Annotated in this window: 20 protein-coding genes; 13 read left to right on the top strand and 7 right to left on the bottom strand. The window is 65.7% G+C overall.

What is annotated here, in order from left to right:
* Positions 1–199 precede the first annotated feature (199 nt).
* Positions 200–1,684, top strand: a complete 1,485-nt coding sequence (gene mltF / locus ACUCV0_RS00100; RefSeq protein ID WP_482211706.1) for a membrane-bound lytic murein transglycosylase MltF — start codon at positions 200–202, stop codon at positions 1,682–1,684.
* Positions 1,685–2,186: 502 nt separating this feature from the next.
* Here the strand turns inward: mltF and tcdA are convergent.
* Entirely contained in the window at positions 2,187–2,972 is a 786-nt protein-coding gene (tcdA, locus tag ACUCV0_RS00095) for a tRNA cyclic N6-threonylcarbamoyladenosine(37) synthase TcdA (RefSeq protein WP_058767749.1), read from the bottom strand.
* 84 nt (positions 2,973–3,056) lie between these two features.
* On the opposite strand from tcdA, the gene dapE reads away from it, so the two are divergent.
* Genes dapE through ACUCV0_RS00080 form a run of 3 tightly spaced genes read left to right on the top strand, consistent with a single transcriptional unit; the run spans position 3,057 to position 5,397 of the window.
* On the top strand, positions 3,057–4,199 hold the full coding sequence (dapE, locus tag ACUCV0_RS00090; RefSeq protein WP_059313846.1) for a succinyl-diaminopimelate desuccinylase: 1,143 nt from the start codon (positions 3,057–3,059) through the stop codon (positions 4,197–4,199).
* Positions 4,196–5,008: a putative RNA methyltransferase gene (locus ACUCV0_RS00085; RefSeq protein ID WP_059313845.1), complete on the top strand. Its 813-nt coding sequence runs from the start codon at positions 4,196–4,198 to the stop codon at positions 5,006–5,008. The genes dapE and ACUCV0_RS00085 overlap by 4 nt, the downstream gene beginning before the upstream one ends.
* Before the next feature lie 5 nt (positions 5,009–5,013).
* Entirely contained in the window at positions 5,014–5,397 is a 384-nt protein-coding gene (locus ACUCV0_RS00080) for a hypothetical protein (RefSeq protein WP_271654074.1), read from the top strand.
* A gap of 42 nt (positions 5,398–5,439) precedes the next feature.
* Here the strand turns inward: ACUCV0_RS00080 and ACUCV0_RS00075 are convergent, their stop codons facing one another.
* The gene (locus ACUCV0_RS00075) at positions 5,440–5,652 is read right to left on the bottom strand and encodes a cold-shock protein (RefSeq protein WP_059313843.1); all 213 of its coding nucleotides are present in this window, start codon (positions 5,650–5,652) and stop codon (positions 5,440–5,442) included.
* A gap of 371 nt (positions 5,653–6,023) precedes the next feature.
* Between ACUCV0_RS00075 and plsB the strand changes: the two genes are divergently transcribed.
* Both plsB and ACUCV0_RS00065 read left to right on the top strand, forming a co-directional pair.
* The gene (plsB, locus tag ACUCV0_RS00070; RefSeq protein ID WP_482211705.1) at positions 6,024–8,543 is read left to right on the top strand and encodes a glycerol-3-phosphate 1-O-acyltransferase PlsB; all 2,520 of its coding nucleotides are present in this window, start codon (positions 6,024–6,026) and stop codon (positions 8,541–8,543) included.
* Between the two features lie 48 nt (positions 8,544–8,591).
* Positions 8,592–9,074, top strand: a complete 483-nt coding sequence (locus ACUCV0_RS00065; RefSeq protein ID WP_482211704.1) for a YbaY family lipoprotein — start codon at positions 8,592–8,594, stop codon at positions 9,072–9,074.
* A 319-nt stretch (positions 9,075–9,393) separates the two neighbouring features.
* Here ACUCV0_RS00065 and ACUCV0_RS00060 read toward each other — a convergent pair whose 3' ends face one another.
* The 5 genes from ACUCV0_RS00060 to ACUCV0_RS00040 all read right to left on the bottom strand — a co-directional run bounded on the left by ACUCV0_RS00060 (position 9,394) and on the right by ACUCV0_RS00040 (position 13,560).
* A complete protein-coding gene (locus tag ACUCV0_RS00060) occupies positions 9,394–10,683 on the bottom strand; it encodes an Nramp family divalent metal transporter (RefSeq protein WP_482211703.1) in 1,290 nt (429 codons plus the stop codon).
* Positions 10,684–10,784: 101 nt separating this feature from the next.
* A complete protein-coding gene (ung, locus tag ACUCV0_RS00055; RefSeq protein WP_482212240.1) occupies positions 10,785–11,480 on the bottom strand; it encodes a uracil-DNA glycosylase in 696 nt (231 codons plus the stop codon).
* Between the two features lie 64 nt (positions 11,481–11,544).
* Positions 11,545–11,841, bottom strand: coding sequence for a hypothetical protein (locus tag ACUCV0_RS00050; protein ID WP_271654069.1), 297 nt, complete (start codon positions 11,839–11,841; stop codon positions 11,545–11,547).
* 95 nt (positions 11,842–11,936) lie between these two features.
* Positions 11,937–12,389 (bottom strand): NUDIX hydrolase, encoded by a 453-nt coding sequence (locus ACUCV0_RS00045; protein WP_271654068.1) that lies wholly within the window; start codon positions 12,387–12,389, stop codon positions 11,937–11,939.
* Between the two features lie 49 nt (positions 12,390–12,438).
* Positions 12,439–13,560: a glycerophosphodiester phosphodiesterase gene (locus ACUCV0_RS00040; protein ID WP_323149505.1), complete on the bottom strand. Its 1,122-nt coding sequence runs from the start codon at positions 13,558–13,560 to the stop codon at positions 12,439–12,441.
* A gap of 312 nt (positions 13,561–13,872) precedes the next feature.
* Between ACUCV0_RS00040 and ACUCV0_RS00035 the strand changes: the two genes are divergently transcribed.
* The 7 genes from ACUCV0_RS00035 (at position 13,873) to ACUCV0_RS00005 (ending at position 23,381) form a co-directional block, all read left to right on the top strand.
* The gene (locus ACUCV0_RS00035) at positions 13,873–14,088 is read left to right on the top strand and encodes a cysteine-rich CWC family protein (RefSeq protein WP_482211702.1); all 216 of its coding nucleotides are present in this window, start codon (positions 13,873–13,875) and stop codon (positions 14,086–14,088) included.
* The gene (locus ACUCV0_RS00030) at positions 14,088–14,792 is read left to right on the top strand and encodes a 16S rRNA pseudouridine(516) synthase (protein WP_482211701.1); all 705 of its coding nucleotides are present in this window, start codon (positions 14,088–14,090) and stop codon (positions 14,790–14,792) included. The genes ACUCV0_RS00035 and ACUCV0_RS00030 overlap by 1 nt, the downstream gene beginning before the upstream one ends.
* 60 nt (positions 14,793–14,852) lie before the next feature.
* Positions 14,853–15,824, top strand: coding sequence for an aldo/keto reductase (locus tag ACUCV0_RS00025; protein ID WP_482211700.1), 972 nt, complete (start codon positions 14,853–14,855; stop codon positions 15,822–15,824).
* Between the two features lie 55 nt (positions 15,825–15,879).
* Positions 15,880–16,806 carry a 23S rRNA (adenine(1618)-N(6))-methyltransferase RlmF gene (rlmF, locus tag ACUCV0_RS00020; protein ID WP_482211699.1) on the top strand — a complete coding sequence of 309 codons (927 nt, stop codon included), beginning with the start codon at positions 15,880–15,882 and terminating at the stop codon, positions 16,804–16,806.
* Positions 16,807–17,303: 497 nt separating this feature from the next.
* Positions 17,304–18,941, top strand: a complete 1,638-nt coding sequence (mqo, locus tag ACUCV0_RS00015; protein ID WP_059313830.1) for a malate dehydrogenase (quinone) — start codon at positions 17,304–17,306, stop codon at positions 18,939–18,941.
* 264 nt (positions 18,942–19,205) lie between these two features.
* A complete protein-coding gene (locus ACUCV0_RS00010; RefSeq protein ID WP_059313829.1) occupies positions 19,206–21,845 on the top strand; it encodes an MGH1-like glycoside hydrolase domain-containing protein in 2,640 nt (879 codons plus the stop codon).
* A 120-nt stretch (positions 21,846–21,965) separates the two neighbouring features.
* A complete protein-coding gene (locus ACUCV0_RS00005; RefSeq protein WP_482211698.1) occupies positions 21,966–23,381 on the top strand; it encodes a GGDEF domain-containing protein in 1,416 nt (471 codons plus the stop codon).
* Positions 23,382–23,387 lie beyond the last annotated feature (6 nt).

Here is a 23,387-nt window from a genome sequence, read left to right as displayed (position 1 = left end):
AAAATGGGCGCTTTGCCACTTCTCGCGTATACTGCCCGCCATTACGGCCTGCCGCGCCCCATGGACGCGGCTCCCCATTGGGCTCAGGATAGAGCCTTTGGCCGGACCGGTGGCGCGGAGCGTCCCGACCATAACGAGTGCCCGGAGGGGCCGACCGATGAGGCGCGTCAGCAAGGCGCCAGTGCCGTTTTGATGCCGTATGGCCGAGCTAGCCCATTTGAATAGAGCCTTCAAGCGATTCGCCTGGCTTACCCTGCCCTTCCTCGCCTTGCTCATGAGCTGCGGGGAGGCCGACGTGCCTGTGCCGCCCAAGCCGACCGCGCTGGAGCAGGTGCAGCAGGCGGGTGTGCTACGCGTGGTGACGCGCAACAGTCCGGCGACCTACTTCCAGGACCGCAACGGCGAGACCGGTTTCGAATACGAACTGGTCAAGGGCTTCGCCGAATCCCTCAAGGTGCGCCTGGAAATCAGCACCGCCGACAACCTCGACGACCTCTTCAATCGCCTGACAGCGCCGGACGGACCGGTGATCGCCGCGGCCGGACTCACGCCCTCGGTCAATCGCCAGAATCTCAAGTTCTCCCGCAGCTATCTGGACGTGGTGCCCCAGGTCATCTATCGCAACGGCACCGTTCGCCCCAGCACCCCCAAGGACATGGTCGGCAAGCGCATCCTGGTGCTCAAGGGCAGCAGCCAGGCCCAGCAATTAAAGGCGCTGCAGGCCCAGGTGCCGGGGCTGGCCTTCGACGAATCCGATCAGGTGGAGGTCAGCGACCTGCTGCGCATGGTCGACGAGGGCCAGATCGACCTGACCCTGGTGGATTCCAACGAGCTGGCCATGAACCAGGTGTATTTCCCCAACGTGCGGGTGGCCTTCGACCTGGGCGACAACCAGGGCCAGGCCTGGGCCCTGCAACCCGGCGAGGACAACAGCCTGCTCGATGCGGTCAACGCCTACCTGGACAAGGTCCGCCGCGACGGCACCCTGCAGCAGCTCAAGGAGCGCTACTACGGCCACGTCGACGTCCTCGGCTACGTCGGTGCCTATACCTTCGCCCAGCACCTGCAGGAACGCCTGCCCAAGTACGAGAAGCACTTCCGCAAGGTGGCGCAGAAGCACCAGCTGGACTGGCGCCTGCTCGCCGCCATGGGCTACCAGGAATCGCTGTGGACGCCGGACGCCACCTCCAAGACCGGGGTACGCGGGCTGATGATGCTGACCAACAACACCGCCCAGGCCATGGGGGTATCCAATCGCCTGGACCCCGAGCAGAGCATCACCGGTGGTGCCAAGTACTTCGACCAGATCCGCGACGACCTGCCGGACAGCATCAAGGAACCGGATCGTACCTGGTTCGCCCTGGCCACCTACAACATCGGCATCGCCCACATCCTCGACGCCCGCCGCCTGGCCGAGTCCCAGGGCCTGGACCCGGATCGCTGGCTGGACGTGAAGAAGATGCTGCCGCGCCTGGCGCAAAAGCAGTGGTACAGCAAGACCCGCTATGGCTACGCCCGCGGCGGCGAGACGGTGGAATTCGTGCAGAACGTGCGCCGTTACTACGACATCCTCACCTGGACCACCCAGCCGCAGATGGAAGGCCAGCAACTGGCCAAGACCGGCCTGCACGTCCCCGCCATCGCCGACGACCGGCCCACCCGGGAAACGCCGCAGGATATGTGAGGCACGATACTGCCCCCTCTCCCTCGGGAAGAGGGCTGGGGTGAGAATCTAGCCAAACGAAGCCCGTAGCGTGGAAACCGCGCAGCGTTTTCCACTGGCATCCGGCGCCACCCCGCGTGGACAAGGCTGCGCCGTTGTCCACCCTACGCAGCTATCGCTCTCCAGAACGTAGGTTGGGCTAAGACGGCTCTATCGTCGAAGCTTAACATGCGGGCTCGACCTGGGCAGCGTTGGGCTTCGCCGTGCTTAGCCCAACCTACCGAAGCGCCCCTTCGCCCTCAGGACGTAGGTTGGGCTGAAGCAGCTCCATCGCCGAAGCCGCAACATGCGGGCTCGACGTGGGCAGCGTTGGGCTTCGCCGTGCTCAGCCCAACCTACCGAAGCGCCCCTTCGCCCTCAGGACGTAGGTTGGGCTGAGACGGCTCTATCGTCGAAGCCCAACATGCGGGCTCGACCTGGGCAGTGCTGGGCTTCGCTGTGCTCAGCCCAACCTACGAGAGTGTTAGCCCTTGGGCTTCTGGATCAACTTGTCCACGGCCCGGGCCGCGGCGACCATGCCGAAGGTGGCGGTGACCATCATCACCGCGCCGAAGCCGCCGGCGCAGTCCAGGCGCACGCCTTCGCCGACGAAACTCTTCTGCTGGCAAACGCTGCCGTCCGGTTTGGGGTAGCGCAGCTGCTCGGTGGAAAAGACGCAGGGCACGCTGTAGTGGCGGCTGGGATTGCGCGAGAAGCCATAGTCGCGACGCAGCAGCGAACGCACCCGCGAGGCCAGGGGGTCGTTGTAGGTGCGATTGAGGTCCACCACCTGGATCTGGGTGGGGTCGATCTGGCCGCCCGCGCCGCCAGTGGTGACGATGGCGATCTTGCGTCTCTTGCACCAGGCGATCAGCGCCGCCTTGGAGGCCACGCTGTCGATGCAGTCCAGCACCAGGTCGAGATCCTCGGTGATGTAGTCGGCCATGGTCTCGCGGGTAACGAAGTCCGCCACCGCCTTCACCTCGCAGGCCGGGTTGATGGCCTGGATGCGCTCGGCCATCACCGTGACCTTGGGCCGGCCCACCTGGCCTTCCAGGGCGTGCACCTGGCGATTGGTGTTGCTGACGCAGACGTCGTCCAGATCGAACAGGCTGATGCGCCCGACGCCACTGCGAGCCAGGGCTTCGGCAGCCCAGGAACCTACCCCGCCGATGCCGACCACGGCGACGTGACTGGCGGCCAGGCGCTCGACGGCCTCCTGCCCATAGAGCCGGGCGATCCCGCCGAAGCGTTGTTCATCGAACGTCATGAAAGCTTTCCACAAAAGCCACAGTATAGGTTTTCCTTTACCATACCGCTCCCTCTGAACCCTAGCTGCCTCCCGGGACCCGCCATGACCACCGCCCTCACCCCCACCCTGGAACTCGCCTGCGACCTGATCGGCCGAGCGTCGGTCACGCCGCTGGACGAAGGCTGCCAGGCCCTGATGATGCAGCGTCTGGAGCGCCTGGGCTTCGCCCTCGAACCCCTGCGCTTCGAGGAGGTGGACAACTTCTGGGCGCGCCGTGGCGGCGAGGGTCCGGTGCTGTGCTTCGCCGGCCACACCGACGTGGTGCCCACCGGACCGCTGGAGGCCTGGCAGCAGGCGCCCTTCAATGCCCATGTGGATGCCGACGGCATGCTGCGCGGCCGCGGCGCCGCCGACATGAAGGGCAGCCTGGCGAGCATGATCATCGCCGTGGAGCGCTTTGTCGCCGACCACCCGGATCATCACGGCGCCATCGCCTTCCTGATCACCAGTGACGAGGAAGGCCCCGCCCTGCACGGCACCCGCGCCGTGGTCGAGCGCCTGCGCGAGCGCGGCGAGCGGTTGGACTGGTGCATCGTCGGTGAGCCCTCCAGCACTCGGTTGCTGGGCGATGTGGTCAAGAACGGTCGCCGCGGTTCGCTCAATGGCCGCCTGACCGTGCGCGGCAAGCAGGGCCATGTGGCCTACCCGCACCTGGCGCGCAATCCCATCCACCTGGCGGCCCAGGCCCTGGCGGATCTCGCCGCCGAGCAATGGGACGACGGCAACGCCTTCTTCCCGCCCACCAGCTTCCAGATTTCCAATCTCAACTCCGGCACTGGTGCCGGTAATGTGGTGCCGGGCGAACTGCAGGCGCTGTTCAACTTCCGCTTCTCCACCGAATCCACCGTGGAAGGCCTGCAGGCCCGCGTCGAGGCCATCCTCGACCGCCATGGCCTGGACTGGCACATCGACTGGTCCCTGTCCGGCCTGCCCTTCCTGACCGAGCCGGGCGACCTGCTCGACGCCGTCGCGGCCAGCGTGGAGGCGGTCACCGGCTATCGCCCCGAGGCCTCAACCAGCGGCGGCACCTCGGATGGTCGCTTCATCGCCACCCTGGGCGCCCAGGTGGTGGAGTTGGGTCCGGTCAACGCCACCATCCACCAGGTGGACGAGCACGTGCTGGCCAGCGACCTTGACCTCCTGACCGAGGTCTATTACGGCACCCTGGTACGGTTGCTGGCATGAAACTCATCTGTCCGCTCTGTCAGGCCCCGCTAGCCGAACTCGAAGGTGGCGTCGGCTGCCCAGCCGGCCATCGCTTCGACCGCGCCCGTCAGGGCTACCTGAATCTCCTGCCGGTGCAGCACAAGAAGAGCCTGGATCCGGGTGACAACGCCGCCATGGTCGAGGCACGCCGACGCTTTCTCGATGCCGGTCACTATGCGCCCCTGGCCGAGCGCCTGGCGCAGCTGGCTGCCGAACGCGCGCCCCAGCGCTGGATCGACGTGGGCTGTGGCGAAGGCTTCTATACCGCACGCCTGGCCCAGGCCCTGCCCGCCGCTGACGGCTATGCCCTGGACATCTCCCGCGAAGCGGTGCGCCGCGCCTGCCGACGTACCCCGGCGCTGACCTGGCTGGTGGCGAGCATGGCGCGCCTGCCGCTGCCGGACGCCAGTTGCCAGCTGCTGGCCAGTGTCTTCAGCCCCATCGACTGGGCCGAGGCCCTGCGCGTACTGGCACCCGGTGGCGGCATCCTGCGCCTGGGCCCGGCCAGCGCCCACCTGCTGGAGTTGCGCCAGCGGCTCTATGACGAGGTGCGTGACTATGCCGAAGACAAGCACCTGCAGGATCTGCCGCCCGGGCTGGAACTGGCCCACAGCGAAGGGCTCGAATTCGTGCTGCCGCTGGCCGAGCGCCAGACCCGCGAAGACCTGCTGGCCATGACGCCCCACGGTTGGCGCGTCAACGCCGAGCGTCGCGAGCGGGTCCTGGCCGAGCCCTTCGAGGTGCGGGTGGCAGTACGTTACGATTGGATCGTCAAATCCGGAGCCTAAGCCCCATGCGCCAGCCCGATATCGAAATCTATCTCAAGGACGTCGACCAGGACGCCGTCTCGGCCTGGCTCGAACAGGTGTTCGCCATGCCTTGCGCCTGGCAGGCCCGCGGGCAGACCTTCAAGTGCACCCTGCGCTATGGTGGCGAGCCTATTCCGGTCACCTGGCTGCCCAAGGCGGTCGGCAAGTGGCACAGCCTGCTATTGGAAAGCGATGTATCGCCCTGGGTTGACGACCTGGCCTGCGCGCGTGACGCCCAGGCGGCCCTGCAGGTACAGGTGCGCTGTGCCCCCAGTGGCTGGAGCGAGGAAGAAGAGGACGAAGCCGCCGATCGCTGGCTGAAGGTCACGGACGAGGGTATCGAGGAAATCGTCTGGCGTACCGAGTGATCTGAAGGCGCGAGGAGCCTTGAGCCCCTCGCGAAACGGGTCTTAGACCCGGGCGACGTCTTCGGCCTGCAGGCCCTTCTGGCCCTCGATCACCGAGAACTCCACCTGCTGGCCTTCGATCAGGGAACGGTGGCCTTCACCGCGGATGGCGCGGTAGTGAACGAACACGTCGGCGCCGCCCTCGCGTTGAATGAATCCATATCCCTTGGCGTCATTGAACCACTTGACGGTCCCGGTTTCGCGTTGCTCACCCATCACATCTCTCCGAAGCTTTCTGGATTTCCTATCCCCGCTCGCCACAAGGTGGGCGATCAGGTTGCTTTGTTATATCGGTACAGATCGCTCGCCGGACCGGTCGCCAGGCTGGCAGCCCGTTTCCGACCATCGGCAAGAACCTGCCGACACCTTATGAAGCATGGCTTTCCCGGCAAAAGCAACGTTCTTTACGCAAAGTGCCATCATGGCTGAAAGCCGCACTGGCGACGGGTTTTCGACGATTTAGACGGCATTTTTTCGACGGCGGGGACAAGGTGCCGACTGCCGGGTCGAAGTCAGAACAAGGCGGGTGGTTTTACGCCCACCAGGCCATCCGGCACACTGCCGCCTCGTCCATCCGGTAGCCCTCCATGACTCGTTCGCCGCTGCGCCTTCTGGCCTTTTCGCTGCTCAAGCGCCTGCTCTATCTCTGGGTTCGCTCCGAGACGACCCAGGCGGCAAGCCTGCTCAGCCGCATCGACCCCAGCAAGCCGGTGCTCTATGTACTCCCCGAGGCCTCGCTGAGCGATCTGGCGGTGCTTGACCGCGAATGCCGCAAGGCCGGACTGCCGCGCCCGTTGCGCCCGTTGCGCCCGCTGGTACTGGGTAGCCGCACCGAGCCACTGGCCTATTTCAACGCCGTCGGCAAAGCCAACTGGCGCGGGCGTCCGGCACGGCGCTCGGTACCGCCCACCCTGCGCCGGGTGGTGACAGCGGTAACCGAACAGGGTCTGGCGGACGTCCAGCTGGTGCCTGTCAGCGTCTTCTGGGGCCAGTCGCCGGATCGCGAGACCAGTCCCTGGAAGCTGCTCTGGGCGGACAACTGGGTGGTGACCGGACGGCTGCGCAAGCTGGCGCGCATCCTGGTGCTGGGCCGCCTGACCCGGGTGCAATTCTCCAAGCCGCTGTCGCTGGGCGAACTGGCCGCTCAGCGCCCTGATCCGCAGCGCCTGGAGCGCCTGGTGATGCGGCGGCTGCGCATCCACTTCCGCAACGTGCGCCAGGCGGTGATCGGCCCGGACCTGTCGCACCGGCGCACCCTGCTGCGCGGGCTGCTCCGCGCGCCCCAGGTGCGGGCGACCATTGCCCGGGAGATCACCCAGCGCAAGGCCACGCCGGGACGTATCGAAGACGAAGCGGCGCACTATGCGCGGGAGATCGCCTCGGACTTCTCCTATCCGGTGGTGCGCTGCCTGGACGTCGGCCTGCGCTGGTTCTGGAACAGTATCTATGACGGCGTCAAGGTCAGCCACATCGAGCGGATCCAGGAGATGGCGCCCGGCCACACCGTGGTCTACGTGCCCTGCCATCGCAGCCACATCGACTACCTGCTGCTCTCCTATCTGCTCTTCCAGAACGGCCTGACGCCGCCGCACATCGCCGCCGGCATCAACCTGGACATGCCGGTGGTGGGCAATATCCTTCGCCGTGGCGGGGCCTTCTTCATGAGGCGCAGCTTCAAGGGCAACGCCCTCTATGCGGCGGTGTTCAACGAATACCTCCACAGCCTGTTCAGCCGCGGCTTCTCCACCGAATACTTCGTCGAGGGCGGTCGCTCGCGCACCGGGCGCACCCTGCAACCGCGCACCGGCATGCTGGCGATGACCTTGCGCAGCTTCCTGCGCGACTCCCGGCGACCCATCGTCTTCGTACCGGTGTATATCGGCTACGAAAAGGTCTTCGAAGGCCGCACCTACCTGGGCGAATTGCGCGGCGCAACCAAGAAGAAGGAATCCCTCTTCGATCTGGTCAAGGTGTTTGGCGCCCTGCGCCAACGCTTCGGCCGGGTCTGGGTCAACTTCGGCGAACCCATTCCGCTGCAGGGTTTCCTCGATGCGCGGCGCCCCGGCTGGCGCGACGAACCCCTCGACGAAGACCTGAAACCGGCCTGGTTCAATCCCGTCACCCACGAACTAGGCGAGCGAGTGGTGCGCCGCATCAATGCCGCCGCGGCGGTCACGCCGGTCAACCTGGTGGCCCTGGCGCTGCTGTCGACCAACCGTCAGGCCCTCGACGAAGGCGCCCTGGTGCGCGCCATCGACCTCTATCTGGACCTCTTGCGGCGGGTGCCCTACTCCAACAGTGTCACCCTGCCCGAGGGCGACGGCCAGGCCATCATCGAGGAAGTGCGTGGCCTGGGATTCCTCGCCGAGCAGCAGGATGCCCTGGGGCGCATCCTCTACCTGGACGAACAGAACGCGGTCCTGATGACCTATTATCGCAACAACGTCCTGCACCTCTTCGCCATACCCGCGCTGATCGCCAGCTTCTTCCAGAACACCGGGCGCATGACCCGCGAGCTGATCCACCGCTTCGCCCTGGCACTCTATCCCTACTTGCAGGCCGAGCTGTTCATCCACTGGGAGCGCGACGAGCTACCCCTGGTGCTGGACGGCTGGCTGGAGGCCATGGTGGAGCGCGGCCTGCTGCGCATCGAAGACGACGTCTTCGTGCGCGCCGCGCCCAGCTCGCGGCAGTTCGTCCGCCTCACCCTGTTGGCGAGGGCCATCCTGCAGACCCTGCAGCGCTACTACATGACGACCGCGCTCATCCTCAACCATGGCCAGAACAGCCTGACCGCGCCGCAGCTGGAAGAACTCTGCACGGTGATGGCCCAACGGCTGTCGGTGCTGCATGGCCTCAATGCGCCGGAATTCTTCGACAAGTCGCTGTTCCGCCATTTCATCCAGACGTTGCTGGCCGAGGGGGTGCTGCGCAAGGCGGATGACGGCACCCTGGGCCACCACGAACTGCTGGGTGAATTGGCCGAGGGCGCAGGCAAGCGAGTGCTGCCCGCGGAGATTCGCCTGTCGATCCGCCAAGTGGCCCTGGATAGACCCGATGCCCCGGACCTGCCGGACCCTGAAACCCTACCCGTTGCCAGCAACTAAGCGCGCCGGCACCGGTCACAGCAGTCGATTTCAACCTAGGATTCATCCATGAAAAGAATCGCCACCCTGCTCGCCACCTCGCTGCTGCTCAGCGCCTGTAGCGGGCTGCGCCCCGGTCCCGCGACACCGCCGTCCCCGGCCGGCCAGCCGCTGCCGCCTACCGAGCAGCCGCAGACCACCACTCCCGGCGTGCCTGCCCAGCCAAGCATGACCAGCCTCAGCGGCCAGGCCACCTTTACCGCCAGCGAGCCGGTACCGCCCACCGCCAAGCTCACCATCAGCCTGTACAGCGCCAGTGCCGGCGACACCCCGAACGGCCGCCTGGCCCAGCGCACCCTGTTCGTCAAGCAGCAGGATCAGGTGCCCTTCCGCCTCGACTACGCCCCGGCCAAGGTCAAGAGCGGCGAACGCTATCTGCTCAGCGGCCGCATCCTGCTGGGCGGCCGCCCGCTGTACCTGACCAAGGAGCCGGTAGTGGTGGACCTGAACAACGGTGGCGAGGTGGAGTTGCCGCTACAGCCGGTACGCTGAGTGACGGCATCGCCAGCCAACTGCCCCTTTCATCGAGAACGCTCGCTTTGATGTGCATAGGTGACGGGGTACGTCCGTGCGGTGCTGGCGCGAGAATGGCGGTGGCGCTAGACATCCCGCTGCTGCTCAGCGAAATCGAAAAAGGAGCGGACCGAAAGCTCCCTACGGACGCCACAGATCAGGCAATCTACCGATGGCCTCTGCTGGAACCAGGCTCGTCGCCGGATGCTGTGAAATCAAGCGACTCGGCCATCGTCATCGAGACACTGGCCGCGCCGCTCTCGGGCGTTCTCTGCAAGGAGCATCCTGCCGGCAACGCTCAAAACAGCCGAGCGAGTTCGCTCAGGCTGAGGACGATGAACAGCGCCGCAGCCAGCCCCAGCAGGCCGTTGGACAGCCAGCCCGAACGCCACTCCTTGGGCACCCGCTTGGAATTGAGCAGCCAGATCAGCGTCAGCGCCAGGAAGGGCATGAAGAAGGCCCCGAAGGCGCCGTAGGCGATGATCAGTCCGAAGGGCCGCCCGAGCAGCAACAGGAGCATCGGCGGAAAGGTCAGCCAGAGCACATAGAAGCGGAAGGCGGTGGTCTTCTCCAGGTCCCCCCGATCACCAGTGCCACCCGTGGCCTGGCGGACGAAGTCGGCGAACAGCAGGGACACGCCGTGCCAGACGCCGAGGATCGAGGAAAAGGTGGTGGCGGCGAAGCCGATCAGGAAAATGGTGGAGACCACCGGACCGAAGCGTTCTTCCAGCACCCGGTCCAGATCGAGCAGGCCGCGGTCCCCACCGGCCAGGGTGATCTGGGCGGTATAGAGCAATTCGGCGCCGACGATCAGCATGGCGATGACGAAGATGCCGGTGGCGATGTAGGCCACCTGGTTGTCCAGCCGCATCATGGTCATCCAGGCCGGGGTACGCCAGCCCTTGGCGTTCACCCAGTAGCCATAGGCGGCCATGGTGATGGTGCCGCCCACCCCGCCGATGAGGCCCAGGGTATAGATGGCCGAGCCCTCCGGGATGGTCGGCACCAAACCGGTGACGGCCTGGCCCAGATTGGGCACCACCAGGATGGCCAGCCCCACCACCACCACGAACATCACGCCGATGAAGACCTTCATCGCCGCCTCGAACACCGCATAGCGATTGAGCAGCACGAAGACCGCGCCAGCGATGCCCGACAGGGCGCCCCAGGCCCAGAACGGCAGGACATCCGGGAACAGCGCGGCCAACGGCAAGGCGGTGGCGCTCATGGCCGTGCCGCCGTAGACGAAGCCCCAGAGCACGATGTAGATGCCAAAGTACCAGTAGGTCCAGATGCCCATGGAGCGCCAGCCTTCGAGCATGGTCGAGCCGGTGGCCAGGTGGTAGCGGGCGGAGCCTTCGGCCAGGGCGATCTTGACGATGCAGCCCACCACCGCCGCCCAGAGCAGCGCATAGCCGAAGCGCGAGCCGGCGATGAGGGTGGCGACCAGGTCACCGGCGCCGACCCCGGTCACGGCGACCACGATGCCCGGGCCCACCAGCTTCCAGCGCGCCAGGGTGCCGCGAGGCGGCTGGGAGGGATCGGTCGCCGAGGGGGCGGGCGCGACCTTGTTATTGTTTTCGGTCATGAGCTCTCTCCGGTGCGGGGACGTCATCCCCGACTGTCCCGGATGAGCGGTCGGTCAACAAGCACCAGAGGATTACAAGGTGTAAGCGCTCTAGGACGCCCCTACGCCAGCGGTGGCAGCGCCCAGTCGATAGGGGTGAGGCCGGCGTTGCGCAGAAATTCGTTGGTGCGGCCGAAGTGGCCGTTGCCGATGAAGCCGCGGTGGGCCGACAGGGGCGACGGATGCGCCGACTTGAGGATCAGGTGCTTGTGGGGGTCGATGAGCGTCTGCTTGCTCTGGGCATGGCTGCCCCAGAGCAGGAACACCAGGTTCTCGCGCTCGGCACTGACCACTTCGATGATCCGATCGGTGAATCTCTGCCAGCCCGCCTTGGCATGGGACCCGGCGTTGGCCTGCTCCACCGTCAGCGAGGTATTGAGCAGCAGCACGCCCTGTTCGGCCCAGTGCTGGAGGTAGCCGTGGTTGGGGATGGGCAGGTTCAGGTCGCGCTTGAGTTCCTTGAAGATGTTCTGCAGCGACGGCGGTGCCGGTACGCCAGGCTGCACCGAGAAGCTCAGGCCATGGGCCTGGCCGGGGCCGTGATAGGGATCCTGGCCAAGGATGACCACCCTCACCTGATCCAAAGGGGTGGTATTGAGCGCATTGAAGATCAGCGGACCGGGCGGATAGATGACCTTGCCCGCGGCCTTCTCGCGCCTCAGGAATTCGCTCAGCTGACGCATGTAGGGCTGCTCGAATTCGTCGCGCAGCGCGGCTTTCCATTGGGGGTCGAGCTTGATGCGATCGTCATCCACGATTCGAGGCTTCCTGGTCAAGACAAGGGCAGCACCCTAGAAAAGCCGGCTGCCCCTGTCAAACCCGCTACCAGCGCGGGCCCCACCCCGGAGGCCCGTAACGTGGGCCCCAACCGGGCGGACCATAGCCCGGACGCGGTCCCCAGCCCGGAGGCCCCCAGTGCGGTGGCGGCGGAGGTGCCGGTCGATAGTAGTAGCCGTAGCCATAGGGCCGCACGATGACCGCGGGCGGCGGATAGGCCGGCGTGCCATAGAAGACGGCCGCAGGCGGTGCCGGACGGCTGTAATAGCGTGGGGACGTGTCGTAGACGGTGCAGCCGGTGAAGGTCAGGGCACAGAGCGACGCCAAGAGGAAATGGCGCATGGGGGGAGTCTCCAGAACGGCCCGGATGGGCCTGGAGAAAGCTTAAGCTGCGGCGGTGCCGCGCGCCCAGCTATCGCACGTTCATTCAGCCGGGATTAAGAGACGCCGGTCGCCGCCGGCCCATCCTTCTGCCGCTCGGCCAAGTAGTGCTGTAGCCGCTCCTGCAGATGGGGCACCCCCTGGGGATGGGCGAGGAAGTCGACGACGCTCATCAGCCGCCAGTCCTGGCCTTCGTCGCCAAAGCGGATGGCGGCGATGTCGGCCTGGCTCAGCACCCCGGCGAACAGCCAGCTAGGCAGGTAGCCCGGCTGGCGGGGTGGATAGCAGCGGCCCCAGATCAGCCGCGATTCGTCCAGCACCAGCCCGAACTCCTCCTCCAGTTCACGCAGGGCGCAACGTTCGGGCGTTTCGCCGTCTTCACGACCGCCACCGGGCAGGTCCCAGAGTCCCGGCCAGGGAATATCGGGCTTGTCGTCGCGCTGATAGACCAGTATCTGGTCCGCGCAGAGCAAGGCCAGCTTGGCACCGTTGAAGGCTTCGAGTGACATGGCGATCTCCGCTGGATGTGGGGAGACCGCAAGGCCTCCCCGTAGCGACTTAGTAGCCGAGTTGCTTGAGCAGTGCACCCGGCTCCTGCTTGGCCGGCCGTTCGTAGAACTTCAGCAATTCAGCGCTGCGGTTGCTGAAGAAGCCATCCACACCACGCGGCGCCAGCCGGGCGTAGTCCACCGCCGAATCCACGGTATAGGCATGCACCAGCAGGCCGCGTTCATGGGCGACATCATTCATCCAGGGCTTCACCAGATCCGCATAGCTCTGGTCGCCGCCCTCCTCCAGGGCCGCCGACGGGCCGATGCCGATGGCGCCATGGGCCTTGGCCCACTCGATCCAGGCGGTGAAGTCACCCTCGGAGCGCACCTGCTGCTTGGCATAGTAGGCCGCCTTGCTCGCCTCGCCGGAGTCGGCATAGCTCGGTCCGGCCTTGGCCGGGATGTAGTCGTCGCCCAGCCACAGCAAAAGGATCTTCGGCGTCTTGGGCATCTCCTTCTGCAAGAGCTCCAGACTGCTCTTCTCGAAGGTCTGCAGAATCACCCGGCCGGGCATGGCGGCGACGCCGGTGGCGCCGGCCTTGGGCTGGCCGAGCCAGCCGCGCTGGGTCAGCTTGGCCTTGAGGTCACGCTCGATGCCGGGAAACAGCTTGGGCTGCTTGGTCTCGATGTAGAGGCCCGGCTTGTTGCGACCGCCTTCGGCGATGTCGATGACCTCGTCGAGGGTGAGGATCTTGAGTCCGGCGAATGTCGGGCGGGCGCGGTCAGGGTGGGCCTGGTTGAACCAGCTGCCGGCGTCCAGCGACTTGAGTTCGGCCAGGGTGAACTGGCTGACCGGTGCCTTGGCACGGTCGGGAAAGCGCTTGGCGACATCGGTGGTGCGTTCCAGGGTATCGTCATGCAGAGCGATGAGCTGGCCATCCTTGGTGCGCTGCAGGTCGAGTTCCAGGTAGTCGGCGCCCAGCTCCCGCGCCACCAGATAGGCCGGGGCGGTGGACTCCGGGGCATCGAAGGAGGCGCCGCGATGGGCGATCACCGCTGGCCAGGGAATGCCGGCCTGGCGTGCCAGGGTCTGGCCGACATCGGCTTCGGTGGCCAGGGCCAGCTGGCTGACCAGCAGGGTGCCGGGTATGAGGGTACGGATCAGGGTGCGCAGAGCGTTTATTGTCATGGGTTCCTCGGGTGGTCCGACGGGTAGCGCTGAGGCCTGCTGCAGATCGTGCGAGCCTGGGTAGGATCGACTGCGGCTCCAGGAAGACAGCTGCAGAAGCCTAGTTCAAGGTGGACGAATGGGCATCCCCAGGGAACAGGCCGATAGGGGCCCGTTTCCGCGTGGTCTGCGTCAGGTGGAACCACCTCCGAACTGCGTTCAGGGTGCAGACTGCACCCTGGAGGCGACATTACGCAGACACCCGGCGCAGGAGACGTTATCCAGGTCGCAATTTCCGGTACTCTGCCGCCCGCTTCGCCTGACGAGATCACCATGGCCGCCTCTCCCACCCTCTTCGATCCCACACGCTGTCCGCTCTGCGGCAGGCCCAATCGCTGCGTCCTCGCCGCCGGCGGTGAGATCCACGACTGCTGGTGCTTGCAGACGCCGATCGCTCCGGCCGCCCTGGCGCGTCTGCCCGAGGAGGAGCGTGATCGCCGCTGTCTCTGCCCCGCCTGCGCCGTCGGGGCCCAGGTCGAGAACAGCTGATGCGCCTGGATCGCTGGCTGGGCAATCGCCCCGAGCTGGGTCGCCAGCTGGCCCGCCGCCTGCTCGCCGAGGGTCGGATAAAGGTCAACGGCGCCACGACCCTGCAGGCCGAGCGAGAGGTGTTCGCCTTTGATCGCATCGAGACCGACGAGCGCCTGCTGCAAGACGGCCCCGGCGGTCGCTACCTGATGCTGCACAAGCCGCGTGGTTGCGTGAGCGCCACGGTCGATACCCGCCATCCCACGGTGCTGGACTGCCTCGATCCGGACCAGCGTGCCGATCTACACCTGGCCGGGCGGCTGGACTTCAATACCACGGGCCTGCTGTTGCTCACCAACGACGGCCAGTGGTCGCGTGGCCTGAGCCATCCACGGCACAAGCAGACCAAGCGCTACCTGGTCACCACCGCCGAGGTCATCCCGCCGCACCTGGTGGCCGCCTTTGCCGAGGGCCTCTATTTCGCCTACGAAGACCTCACGACCCAGCCCGCCCAGCTGGAGCTGCTGGATGAACGCAGTGCCTACCTGACCCTGGTCGAGGGCCGCTATCACCAGGTCAAGCGCATGTTCGGGCGCTTCGGCATCGAGGTCATCGCCCTGCACCGCGATCGCATTGGCGGCCTGGCGCTGGATCCAACACTGGCAGAGGGTACTCATCGCGCGCTCACAGAGCAGGAAGTGGCGCTGTTACGTCCGGCGGATTAGGGGAACAGGACCTCGGGAGCACCGGTCGGGATGCAGACACGCACCACCCGGAGACCTCTCATGCGTATCGACATCCCCTCCCTCGGTTTTGGCGGCGCCCCGCTGGGCAACATGTTCCGCGAGGTAAGCGACGCCGACGCCCGAGCGACCCTCGAAGCCGCCTGGGAGGCCGGCATCCGCCTCTACGATACCTCGCCGCACTATGGCGCCGGCCTGTCCGAGCGCCGCTTCGCCGAGGTGCTGGCCGACAAGCCGCGCGATGACTTCGTGCTTTGCAGCAAGGTTGGCCGCCTACTGGAGCCGGCTGACAAGCCGGAAAACGCCCCGCCGTTCGTCAACGAACTGCCCTTCAAGCGGGTGCTCGACTATTCCGCCGATGGCGCCCGCCGCTCCATCGAAGCCAGCCTGGAACGCCTCAAGACCGACCGGCTCGACCTGGTCTGGATCCATGATCTGTCCGAGGACCAGCACGGGCCCGCCTGGCGCGACTACTTCGCCCAGGCCATGCAGGGGGCGGCCAAGGCCCTCACCGAGATGCGCGAGGAGGGTTTGATCCTGGGCTGGGGCCTCGGCGTCAACCTGGTGGAGCCCTGCCGGCTGGCGCTGGAGCAAAGCGATCCCGACGCCTTCCTGCTGGCCGGACGCTATTCGCTGCTGGATCATCGTGAAGCCCTGGATACGCTCTTTCCCGAATGCGAACGCCGCGGCGTGGGTATCGTGGTGGGCGGTCCCTTCAACTCCGGTCTGCTCGCCGGTGGCAAGCACTACAACTATGCCGAAGCCGAGCCGGCACTGCGTCGCAAGGTCGAGCTGATCGAGGGTGTCAGCCAGGATCACGGGGTAGATATCCGCGCCGCGGCCCTGCAGTTCTGTCTCGCCCATCCCACCGTCGCCGCCACCATACCGGGCAGCAGCACCCCGGAGCGGGCCCGGCAGAACGCTGAACTGCTGCGGGCAGCCATCCCCGCCGCCTTCTGGCGTAATCTGCGCGAGATCGGCGTGCTACCAGAGGATGCGCCGACGCCGGCGTGAGTCCAGGGGGCGGCTGTGCTAGGCTGCCGCCCCCTTTTCCACCCTGTCCGCCGCCATGACTTCGCCCCGCCGGCCCCTGCCGGGCCGCCCCGCTCCCCTGCATCCGCGCAATCGCCACCAGGGCAGCTACGACTTTCCGGCCCTGATACGCGTGAGCCCGGCGCTCAAGCCATTCGTGGCACCCACGCCGCGGGGCAATCTCTCCATCGATTTCACCGATCCCCAGGCGGTCCGGGCACTGAATCGCGCGTTGCTGGCGCTGCACCATGGCGTGCGCGACTGGGACATCCCCGCCGACTTTCTCTGTCCTCCGATTCCCGGTCGGGCGGACTATCTGCACCACCTGGCCGACCTGCTGGCCGAGGGCAATAGCGGCCAGATTCCTCGAGGGGAGGCGATTCGGCTGCTGGATGTAGGCACGGGCGCCAATGGCGTCTATCCGCTGATCGGCTTCAAGGAGTACGGCTGGCATTTCGTTGGCAGCGACATCGCCCCAGCGGCCCTGGCCGCCTTCGGGCGTACCCTGGCCGCCAACCCGGACTGCGCCGCCGCCATCGAGTTACGCCGCCAGCCGGACTCCCAGGCGATCTTTGCCGGCATCCTGAAACCCGGTGAGCGCTACGCCGCCACCCTGTGCAATCCGCCCTTCCACGCCAGCCCCGACGACGCCGTGCGCGGCAGCAAGCGCAAATGGAAAAACCTGGGCAAGACCACCGGCAAGACGGTGCCGCTGCTCAACTTCGGCGGGCAGGCGGCCGAACTCTGGTGCCCCGGTGGCGAAGCGGCCTTCATCGAACGGATGATCCGTGAGAGCCGCAGCCATGCCGCTCAGGTCGGCTGGTTCACCTGCCTGGTCTCCAAGGCCAGCAACCTGCCGCCCTTGCAGACGGCGTTGCGCCGCGAGCAGGCCAGCGAGGTCCGCGTCGTCGCCATGGCCCAAGGCCAGAAGCAGAGTCGCTTTCTCGCCTGGCGCTTCGCCTAGTCGAGTGTCCGGCGCCCGCCGGGCGCCGGGCGCCTCGAACCCTGACCCTTCAGCGGCTTTCTGGCCGGTTTCGTCGGTGCTGCGTCTTGCTGCAGGCAGCCAGGCGGAACCTGCCCGCTCCGCCTGATGGGCATGTAACGGGACTTTGACCCAGGTCGCACAGGATTAGACCAAAGGCTAATAGCCAAAGCCTATGAATTACGGGCTAGGAATCCCGGGGTCTTCTCATTAAAATGCCGGCCAACAAAAACGCCACGCGCACGCAACCGCGCCCGAGACCTCTGTCTCTGGCCAGCCGTTGCCAAGACCGCGTATGCGTTTTTGCTCCGACTCCTCCGGTGACTCACGAGAGAGGGGCGGTGGAGGGACAAGAACCTGCCCTTGCGTGTTTCTGGCTGCATTCTGCCTTGCCCACTGCACATACCCCCATGTGCCATGGTGCCGCACCGCACCGAAACTCGATAAGCAGACCCAGCTTCTATCGATTGAGAGACCACATGCTGAAGAAAATGACTGGCGCGCTGCTCGGCGTCGCCATCGCCTCCGCCCTGGGCACCGCACAGGCCGAAGATGCCAAGAAGGTCGACGTCCTGCTGATCGGCGGTGGCATCATGAGCTCCACCCTGGGTATCTGGCTGAACGAGCTGGAGCCGAACTGGACCATGGAAATGGTCGAGCGCCTGGACAAGGTCGCCGAAGAGAGTTCCAACGGCTGGAACAACGCCGGTACCGGCCACTCCGCCCTGGCCGAGCTGAACTACACCCCTGAAGACAAAGACGGCAAGGTCACCATCTCCAAGGCCATCGAAATCAACGAAGCCTTCCAGATCTCCCGTCAGTTCTGGTCCTGGCAGGTCAGGAACGGCGTCCTCAAGGACCCCCGCAGCTTCATCAACAGCACCCCGCACATGAGCTTCGTCTGGGGTGACGAGAACATCGCCTTCCTGAAGAAGCGCTATGAAGCCCTGAAGGCCAGCCCGCTGTTCTCCGGCATGCAGTACTCCGAGGATCCCGCGCAGATCAAGCAGTGGGTCCCGCTGATGATGGAAGGCCGCGATCCCAAGCAGAAGATCGCTGCCACCTGGAGCCCGCTGGGTACCGACGTCAACTTCGGCGAGATCACCCGCCAGTTCGCCGCCAACCTGCAGTCCAAGCCGAACTTCAAGCTGAACCTGTCCAGCGAAGTCGAGAACATCACCCGCAATGCCGACGGCAGCTGGCGCGTGGAGTACAAGAACCTCAAGGACGGCAAGAAGACCGAGACCGACGCCAAGTTCGTCTTCATCGGTGCCGGCGGCGGTGCCCTGCACCTGCTGCAGAAATCGGGTATCCCCGAAGCGAACGACTACGCCGGCTTCCCGGTGGGTGGCTCCTTCCTGGTCACCGACAACCCCGAGATCGCCCAGCAGCACCTGGCCAAGGCCTACGGCAAGGCGTCGGTCGGCGCACCGCCGATGTCGGTGCCGCACCTGGACACCCGTGTGCTCGACGGCAAGCGCGTGATCCTGTTCGGGCCCTTCGCCACCTTCTCCACCAAGTTCCTCAAGCAGGGTTCCTACCTCGACCTGCTGACCAGCACCAACACCCACAATGCCTGGCCGATGGTCCGCGTGGGCGTGGCCGAGTACCCGCTGGTGGAATACCTCGCCGGCCAGCTGATGCTGTCGGATGACGACCGCATGGCCGCCCTGCGCGAGTACTTCCCCAACGCCAAGAAGGAAGACTGGCGCCTGTGGCAGGCCGGTCAGCGCGTGCAGATCATCAAGCGCGACGCCGACAAGGGTGGCGTGCTGAAGCTGGGCACCGAGATCGTCGCGGCCAAGGACGGCAGCATCGCCGGCCTGCTGGGCGCATCCCCGGGCGCCTCGACCGCCGCGCCCATCATGCTGAGCGTGCTGGAGAAGGTGTTCAAGGACAAGGTCGCGACCCCGGAGTGGCAAGCCAAGCTGCACCAGATCGTCCCCAGCTACGGCACCAAGCTCAACGGCGATCCGGAGCGCGTGCAGCAGGAGTGGAACTACACCGCCGAAGTGCTGCAGCTGGCCACCCCGCCAGTCGCCACCGGCACCCAGAACGCCAAGGCTACCGTCAGCGCCCCGCGTGCCGACAAGGCCGCCAACGACATGGCGCTCTGATGAGCGACCGGCCCGAGGATTCCTCTCGGGCTGCGTAGCCTGGCAAAGCCCCACCCCTTTCGGGCGTGGGGCTTTTTTTCGTCCGCCGCAAGGGGTCAGGCACCTGCGTCCGCATCCGATACCCTGTGACCGAAACCGCAGCGGCGTGAATTTTTCCGCTGCGATCAGGCACTAAGAGGGCAGCGATGCGCCAGTCGACGCCTCTGCGCGCCACAATGATGATCTATTCTCGAGCTTTAACCGTTACCTGAATCAGGAGACACGATGACGGCACATCCCGCCCCGGGCATCCTGCATACCCGCGAAGGCCAGCGCCTGGCCGATACCGATGCCGCCGCCTGGCGCCAGTGGGGTCCCTACCTGAGCGAGCGCCAGTGGGCCACGGTCCGTGAGGACTACAGCGCCGATGGCGACGCCTGGCGCTACTTTCCCCATGACCATGCGCGCAGCCGTGCCTATCGCTGGGGCGAGGATGGCCTCGCCGGCTTTTGCGACAAGGCCCAGCAATGGTGCCTGGGCATCGCCCTGTGGAACGAACGCGATGCCTTTCTCAAGGAACGCCTGTTCGGCCTGACCAACGCCGAGGGCAACCATGGCGAAGACGTCAAGGAACTTTATTTCTATCTGGATGGCGTACCGAGCCATGCCTACCAGAAGATGCTCTACAAGTACCCCCACGCCGCCTTCCCCTATGCCCAGCTCACCGAGGAAAACGCCCGGCGCGGCCTGAATGATCGGGAGTACGAGATTCTCGACACCGGCGTCTTCGCCGAGAATCGTTATTTCGATGTCACCGTCGAATACGCCAAGCACACCCCCGACGACATCCTCATGCGGGTCACGGTGGAGAACCGCGGCGCCGAGCGCGCCAGCCTGCGGGTACTGCCACAGATCTGGTCGCGCAATACCTGGGCCTGGACCGGCACCCCGCCGCGCTCCATGCTCAGCCTGGAAGGCGAGCAGGTCCGCGCCAGCTATTTCGATCGCCCCGACCTGGTGGTCACCGCCTGGGGACCGCGCGACGTCGAGTGGCTGTTCTGCAACAACGAAACCAACCTGCCGCGTCTTACCGGCGAAGCCGCCGAGGGTCCCTTCAAGGACGGCATCAACGACTACGTGGTGAAGGGCGCCCGTGAGGCGATCCGTCGCGACTTCGGCAGCAAGGCGGCCGCCCATTTCGCCGTGGAGCTGGACGGTGGCGCCACGACGGTGATCTACCTGCGGCTGGCCCCCACGAATGCCCTTGCGGTGGATGCCGATGCGATCTTCGCCGAACGCATCGCCGAAGCCGATGCCTTCTACGCCGCCCTGCAGGAAAAGATCAGCGACCCCGATGCACGCCTGGTGCAGCGCCAGGCCCTGGCTGGCCTGCTGTGGTCCAAGCAGCTCTACTATTTCGAGGTCAATCGCTGGCTCAATGGCGATCCGGCCCAGCCCATGCCACCGGCGCAGCGCGAACGCATCCGTAACGGTCACTGGCGTCACCTGCTCAATTTCGACATCGTCTCCATGCCGGACAAGTGGGAGTATCCCTGGTACGCCTCCTGGGACCTGGCCTTCCAGGCGGTGGCCTATGCACTGATCGATCCCGGCTTCGCCAAGCAGCAGCTGCTGCTCCTGGTGAAGGACAGGTTCATGCATCCCAATGGCCAGCTACCGGCCTACGAATGGAATTTCGAGGATGCCAATCCGCCAGTGCATGCCTGGGCGACCTGGCACGTCTACCTGCAGGAGAAATCCCTGACCGGAGTGGGTGATCGCGTCTTCCTCGAACGCGTCTTCCACAAGCTGCTGCTGAATTTCTCCTGGTGGATCAACCGCAAGGACACCGAAGGCCGCAACATCTTCCAGGGCGGCTTCCTCGGCCTGGACAACATCGCCCTCTTCGACCGCTCGGCCCCGCTGCCTCCGGGCTATCACCTGGACCAGGCCGACGGCACCGCCTGGATGGCCGCCTATGCCCTGGACCTGATGCGCATCGCCCTGGAGCTGGCCAAGGAAAATCCGGTGTACGTCGATCTGGGGGTCAAGTTCTTCGAGCACTTCCTGCACATCGCCGGCGCCATCAATCACAGCGACGAACGCGAAGACGGCCTCTGGGACGAACAGGACGAATTCTTCTACGACGTCCTGCACAAGCCGGATGGCAGTGCCGAACCGCTGCGCCTGAGGTCCATCGTCGGCCTCATCCCGCTGTTCGCGGTGCAGGTACTGGAGCAGCGCGAACATGAAGGCTTGCCGGGCCTGGGTGGCCGCCTGCGCGGTTTCCTGCGGCAACGTCCGGATCTCGCCCGCCTGGTCTCGCGCTGGACCGAGCCCGGCCAGGGCAATAGATTCCTGCTCTCACTGCTGCGCGGGCATCGCACCAAGTTGCTGCTCAAGCGCATGCTGGATGACAGCGAGTTCCTCTCCGAGTACGGCATCCGCTCGTTGTCCAAGGCCCACGAACAGCAACCCTTCGAGATGCGCCAGGCCGACGGCAATCTGCTCAGTGCCCGCTACCAACCGGCAGAGTCGGATTCACGACTCTATGGCGGCAATTCCAACTGGCGTGGCCCGCTATGGATGCCGATCAACTACATGCTCATCGAGTCGCTGCACGAATTCCACCGCTACTATGCCGACAGCTTCTCGGTGGAATACCCCAACGGATCCGGCTACCTGGCCAACCTGGAAGAGGTCGCCGATGGTCTCAGCCAGCGACTGACCCGGCTGTTCCTCAAGGACGCCGACGGCAAGCGCCCGAGCATGGTCGACTATCCGCAACTGCAGGATGATCCGCGCAGTCGCGACCTGGTCCTGTTCCACGAGTATTTCCATGGTGAAAACGGTCGCGGGCTCGGCGCCTCGCACCAGACCGGCTGGAGCGCCTTGGTGGCGCTCCTGCTGCAACCCAGGCGCTAAGGTGGTCACTTGAGGTGCCGGCTTCGGCCGGCACCTCGGTCACTTGCGCAACGGCCACGGTTTTCCTCCGCCGCGCTGGATACTATGCTCAAGCCTGAGACACTGCATTCAAGAGCCCGCATGACTGCCTCCGATGACGCCCAGCGTCTCCACGCCCTGAGCGAGCTGCAGATTCTCGATAGTGGGGTCGAGGCCGCCTACGAGGACATCGTCGTCCTGGCCTGCCAACTGACCCGCGCGCCGGTGGCCTTCATTACCCTTGCCGATCGTCATCGACTCTGGTTCAAGGCCTGCCAGGGCCTGAGAGTGGACGAGGTCCCGGTCGACTCGTCACTGTGTCATCTGGCGATCCGCACCCCGCGACAGCCTTTCATGGTAGAAGACCTGCAAAGGGATCCGCGCGTGGCTCACCTCAGAGCCGCACCAGGCCTGGAAGGGATGTGTGCCTACCTGGGCATCCCCCTGCTCGATCGACACGGCGTCGCGCTCGGTACGCTCTGCGTGATGGACGATCGGGTCCGCCGCTTCGAAACCGCTCAGGTCGACAACCTGCAACGCCTGGCACGGCAGGTCACGATCCTCTTGCAGCAGCGCGACACCCTGCGCCAGCTGGAAGAGCTGGACATCAACTTTTCCGCCTTCATGAACAACGGTCCCTTCGTCGCCTATATCAAGGACCGCGACTGGCGCTATTCCTACGTCAACGAGCCCTTTCTGCAACAGCTGGGGCTGACCCGTGAGGAGATCATCGGCAAGGACGATTTCGTCATCTGGCCGGACGCGGCGCCGCGCTTTCGTCAGAGCGACGAGCAGGTCATGAACGAGCTCAAGCCAAGCCGCCTCGTCGAGCGCATGACCACCCACGATGGACGACGCATCTTCTGGCAGTCCTACAAGTTTCCCCTGGTCACCCGTCAGGGCATCGCCTTGGCGGGACTGTCGGTGGATGTCACCGAGCATATCGAGCAGCAGCACATGCTGGAGGCCTCGCAGCGCCAACTGCTGGACATGATGCAGGCCGCCGAACAACGCAGTGTCACCGACGCCCTGACCGGCCTGTACAACAGACGCGCCTTCGACCTGCGCCTGGCGGAGCATCTGCGACGCGCCGAAGAACAGGGCACACCGCTGTCCATGCTGCTGATCGATGTCGATCACTTCAAGGCCTACAACGACGCCTTTGGCCATCAGGCCGGCGATGTCGCCCTGCAGGCCGTCAGCCGGCTGCTGTCGCAGAGCTGCCGCGACAATGACGCCTGCTTCCGCTATGGCGGCGAAGAGTTCGCCATCTTGCTGCCGGGCGCTGACAGCAACGCGGCCCAGCTGGTGGCCGAGCGCTGTCGTGCGGCGGTTGCCAACCATGCCTGGTCGCGCCGCCCCATCACCCTCAGTGTCGGCTTGGTCACCTATGCCGCTGGCATGGATGCCTATCGTCTGACCGAAAGCGCTGATCAGGCGCTCTATGCCGCCAAGGGCGCCGGCCGCAACCGGATCGCCGCGGCATCCGTACTGGAATCGGACTCCAAGGCGGAATGACGCCCA

The sequence above is a fragment of the Pseudomonas sp. VMV1 genome, from assembly GCF_056790235.1.
The sequence above is the reverse complement of the archived record's forward strand: the minus strand, read 5'-3'. Positions and strand labels throughout refer to the sequence as shown.

Coding starts and splice junctions, on each gene's coding strand:
- ACUCV0_RS00025 (WP_482211700.1), top strand. CDS start 14,853: ATGCGTATCGACATCCCCTCCCTCGGTTTTGGCGGCGCCCCGCTGGGC.
- plsB (WP_482211705.1), top strand. CDS start 6,024: ATGACTCGTTCGCCGCTGCGCCTTCTGGCCTTTTCGCTGCTCAAGCGC.
- ACUCV0_RS00040 (WP_323149505.1), bottom strand. CDS start 13,560: ATGACAATAAACGCTCTGCGCACCCTGATCCGTACCCTCATACCCGGC.
- ACUCV0_RS00035 (WP_482211702.1), top strand. CDS start 13,873: ATGGCCGCCTCTCCCACCCTCTTCGATCCCACACGCTGTCCGCTCTGC.
- ACUCV0_RS00060 (WP_482211703.1), bottom strand. CDS start 10,683: ATGACCGAAAACAATAACAAGGTCGCGCCCGCCCCCTCGGCGACCGAT.
- ACUCV0_RS00005 (WP_482211698.1), top strand. CDS start 21,966: ATGACTGCCTCCGATGACGCCCAGCGTCTCCACGCCCTGAGCGAGCTG.
- ACUCV0_RS00010 (WP_059313829.1), top strand. CDS start 19,206: ATGACGGCACATCCCGCCCCGGGCATCCTGCATACCCGCGAAGGCCAG.
- tcdA (WP_058767749.1), bottom strand. CDS start 2,972: ATGACGTTCGATGAACAACGCTTCGGCGGGATCGCCCGGCTCTATGGG.
- ACUCV0_RS00065 (WP_482211704.1), top strand. CDS start 8,592: ATGAAAAGAATCGCCACCCTGCTCGCCACCTCGCTGCTGCTCAGCGCC.
- mqo (WP_059313830.1), top strand. CDS start 17,304: ATGCTGAAGAAAATGACTGGCGCGCTGCTCGGCGTCGCCATCGCCTCC.
- ACUCV0_RS00080 (WP_271654074.1), top strand. CDS start 5,014: ATGCGCCAGCCCGATATCGAAATCTATCTCAAGGACGTCGACCAGGAC.
- ACUCV0_RS00030 (WP_482211701.1), top strand. CDS start 14,088: ATGCGCCTGGATCGCTGGCTGGGCAATCGCCCCGAGCTGGGTCGCCAG.
- mltF (WP_482211706.1), top strand. CDS start 200: ATGGCCGAGCTAGCCCATTTGAATAGAGCCTTCAAGCGATTCGCCTGG.
- ACUCV0_RS00085 (WP_059313845.1), top strand. CDS start 4,196: ATGAAACTCATCTGTCCGCTCTGTCAGGCCCCGCTAGCCGAACTCGAA.
- rlmF (WP_482211699.1), top strand. CDS start 15,880: ATGACTTCGCCCCGCCGGCCCCTGCCGGGCCGCCCCGCTCCCCTGCAT.
- ACUCV0_RS00075 (WP_059313843.1), bottom strand. CDS start 5,652: ATGGGTGAGCAACGCGAAACCGGGACCGTCAAGTGGTTCAATGACGCC.
- ACUCV0_RS00045 (WP_271654068.1), bottom strand. CDS start 12,389: ATGTCACTCGAAGCCTTCAACGGTGCCAAGCTGGCCTTGCTCTGCGCG.
- dapE (WP_059313846.1), top strand. CDS start 3,057: ATGACCACCGCCCTCACCCCCACCCTGGAACTCGCCTGCGACCTGATC.
- ACUCV0_RS00050 (WP_271654069.1), bottom strand. CDS start 11,841: ATGCGCCATTTCCTCTTGGCGTCGCTCTGTGCCCTGACCTTCACCGGC.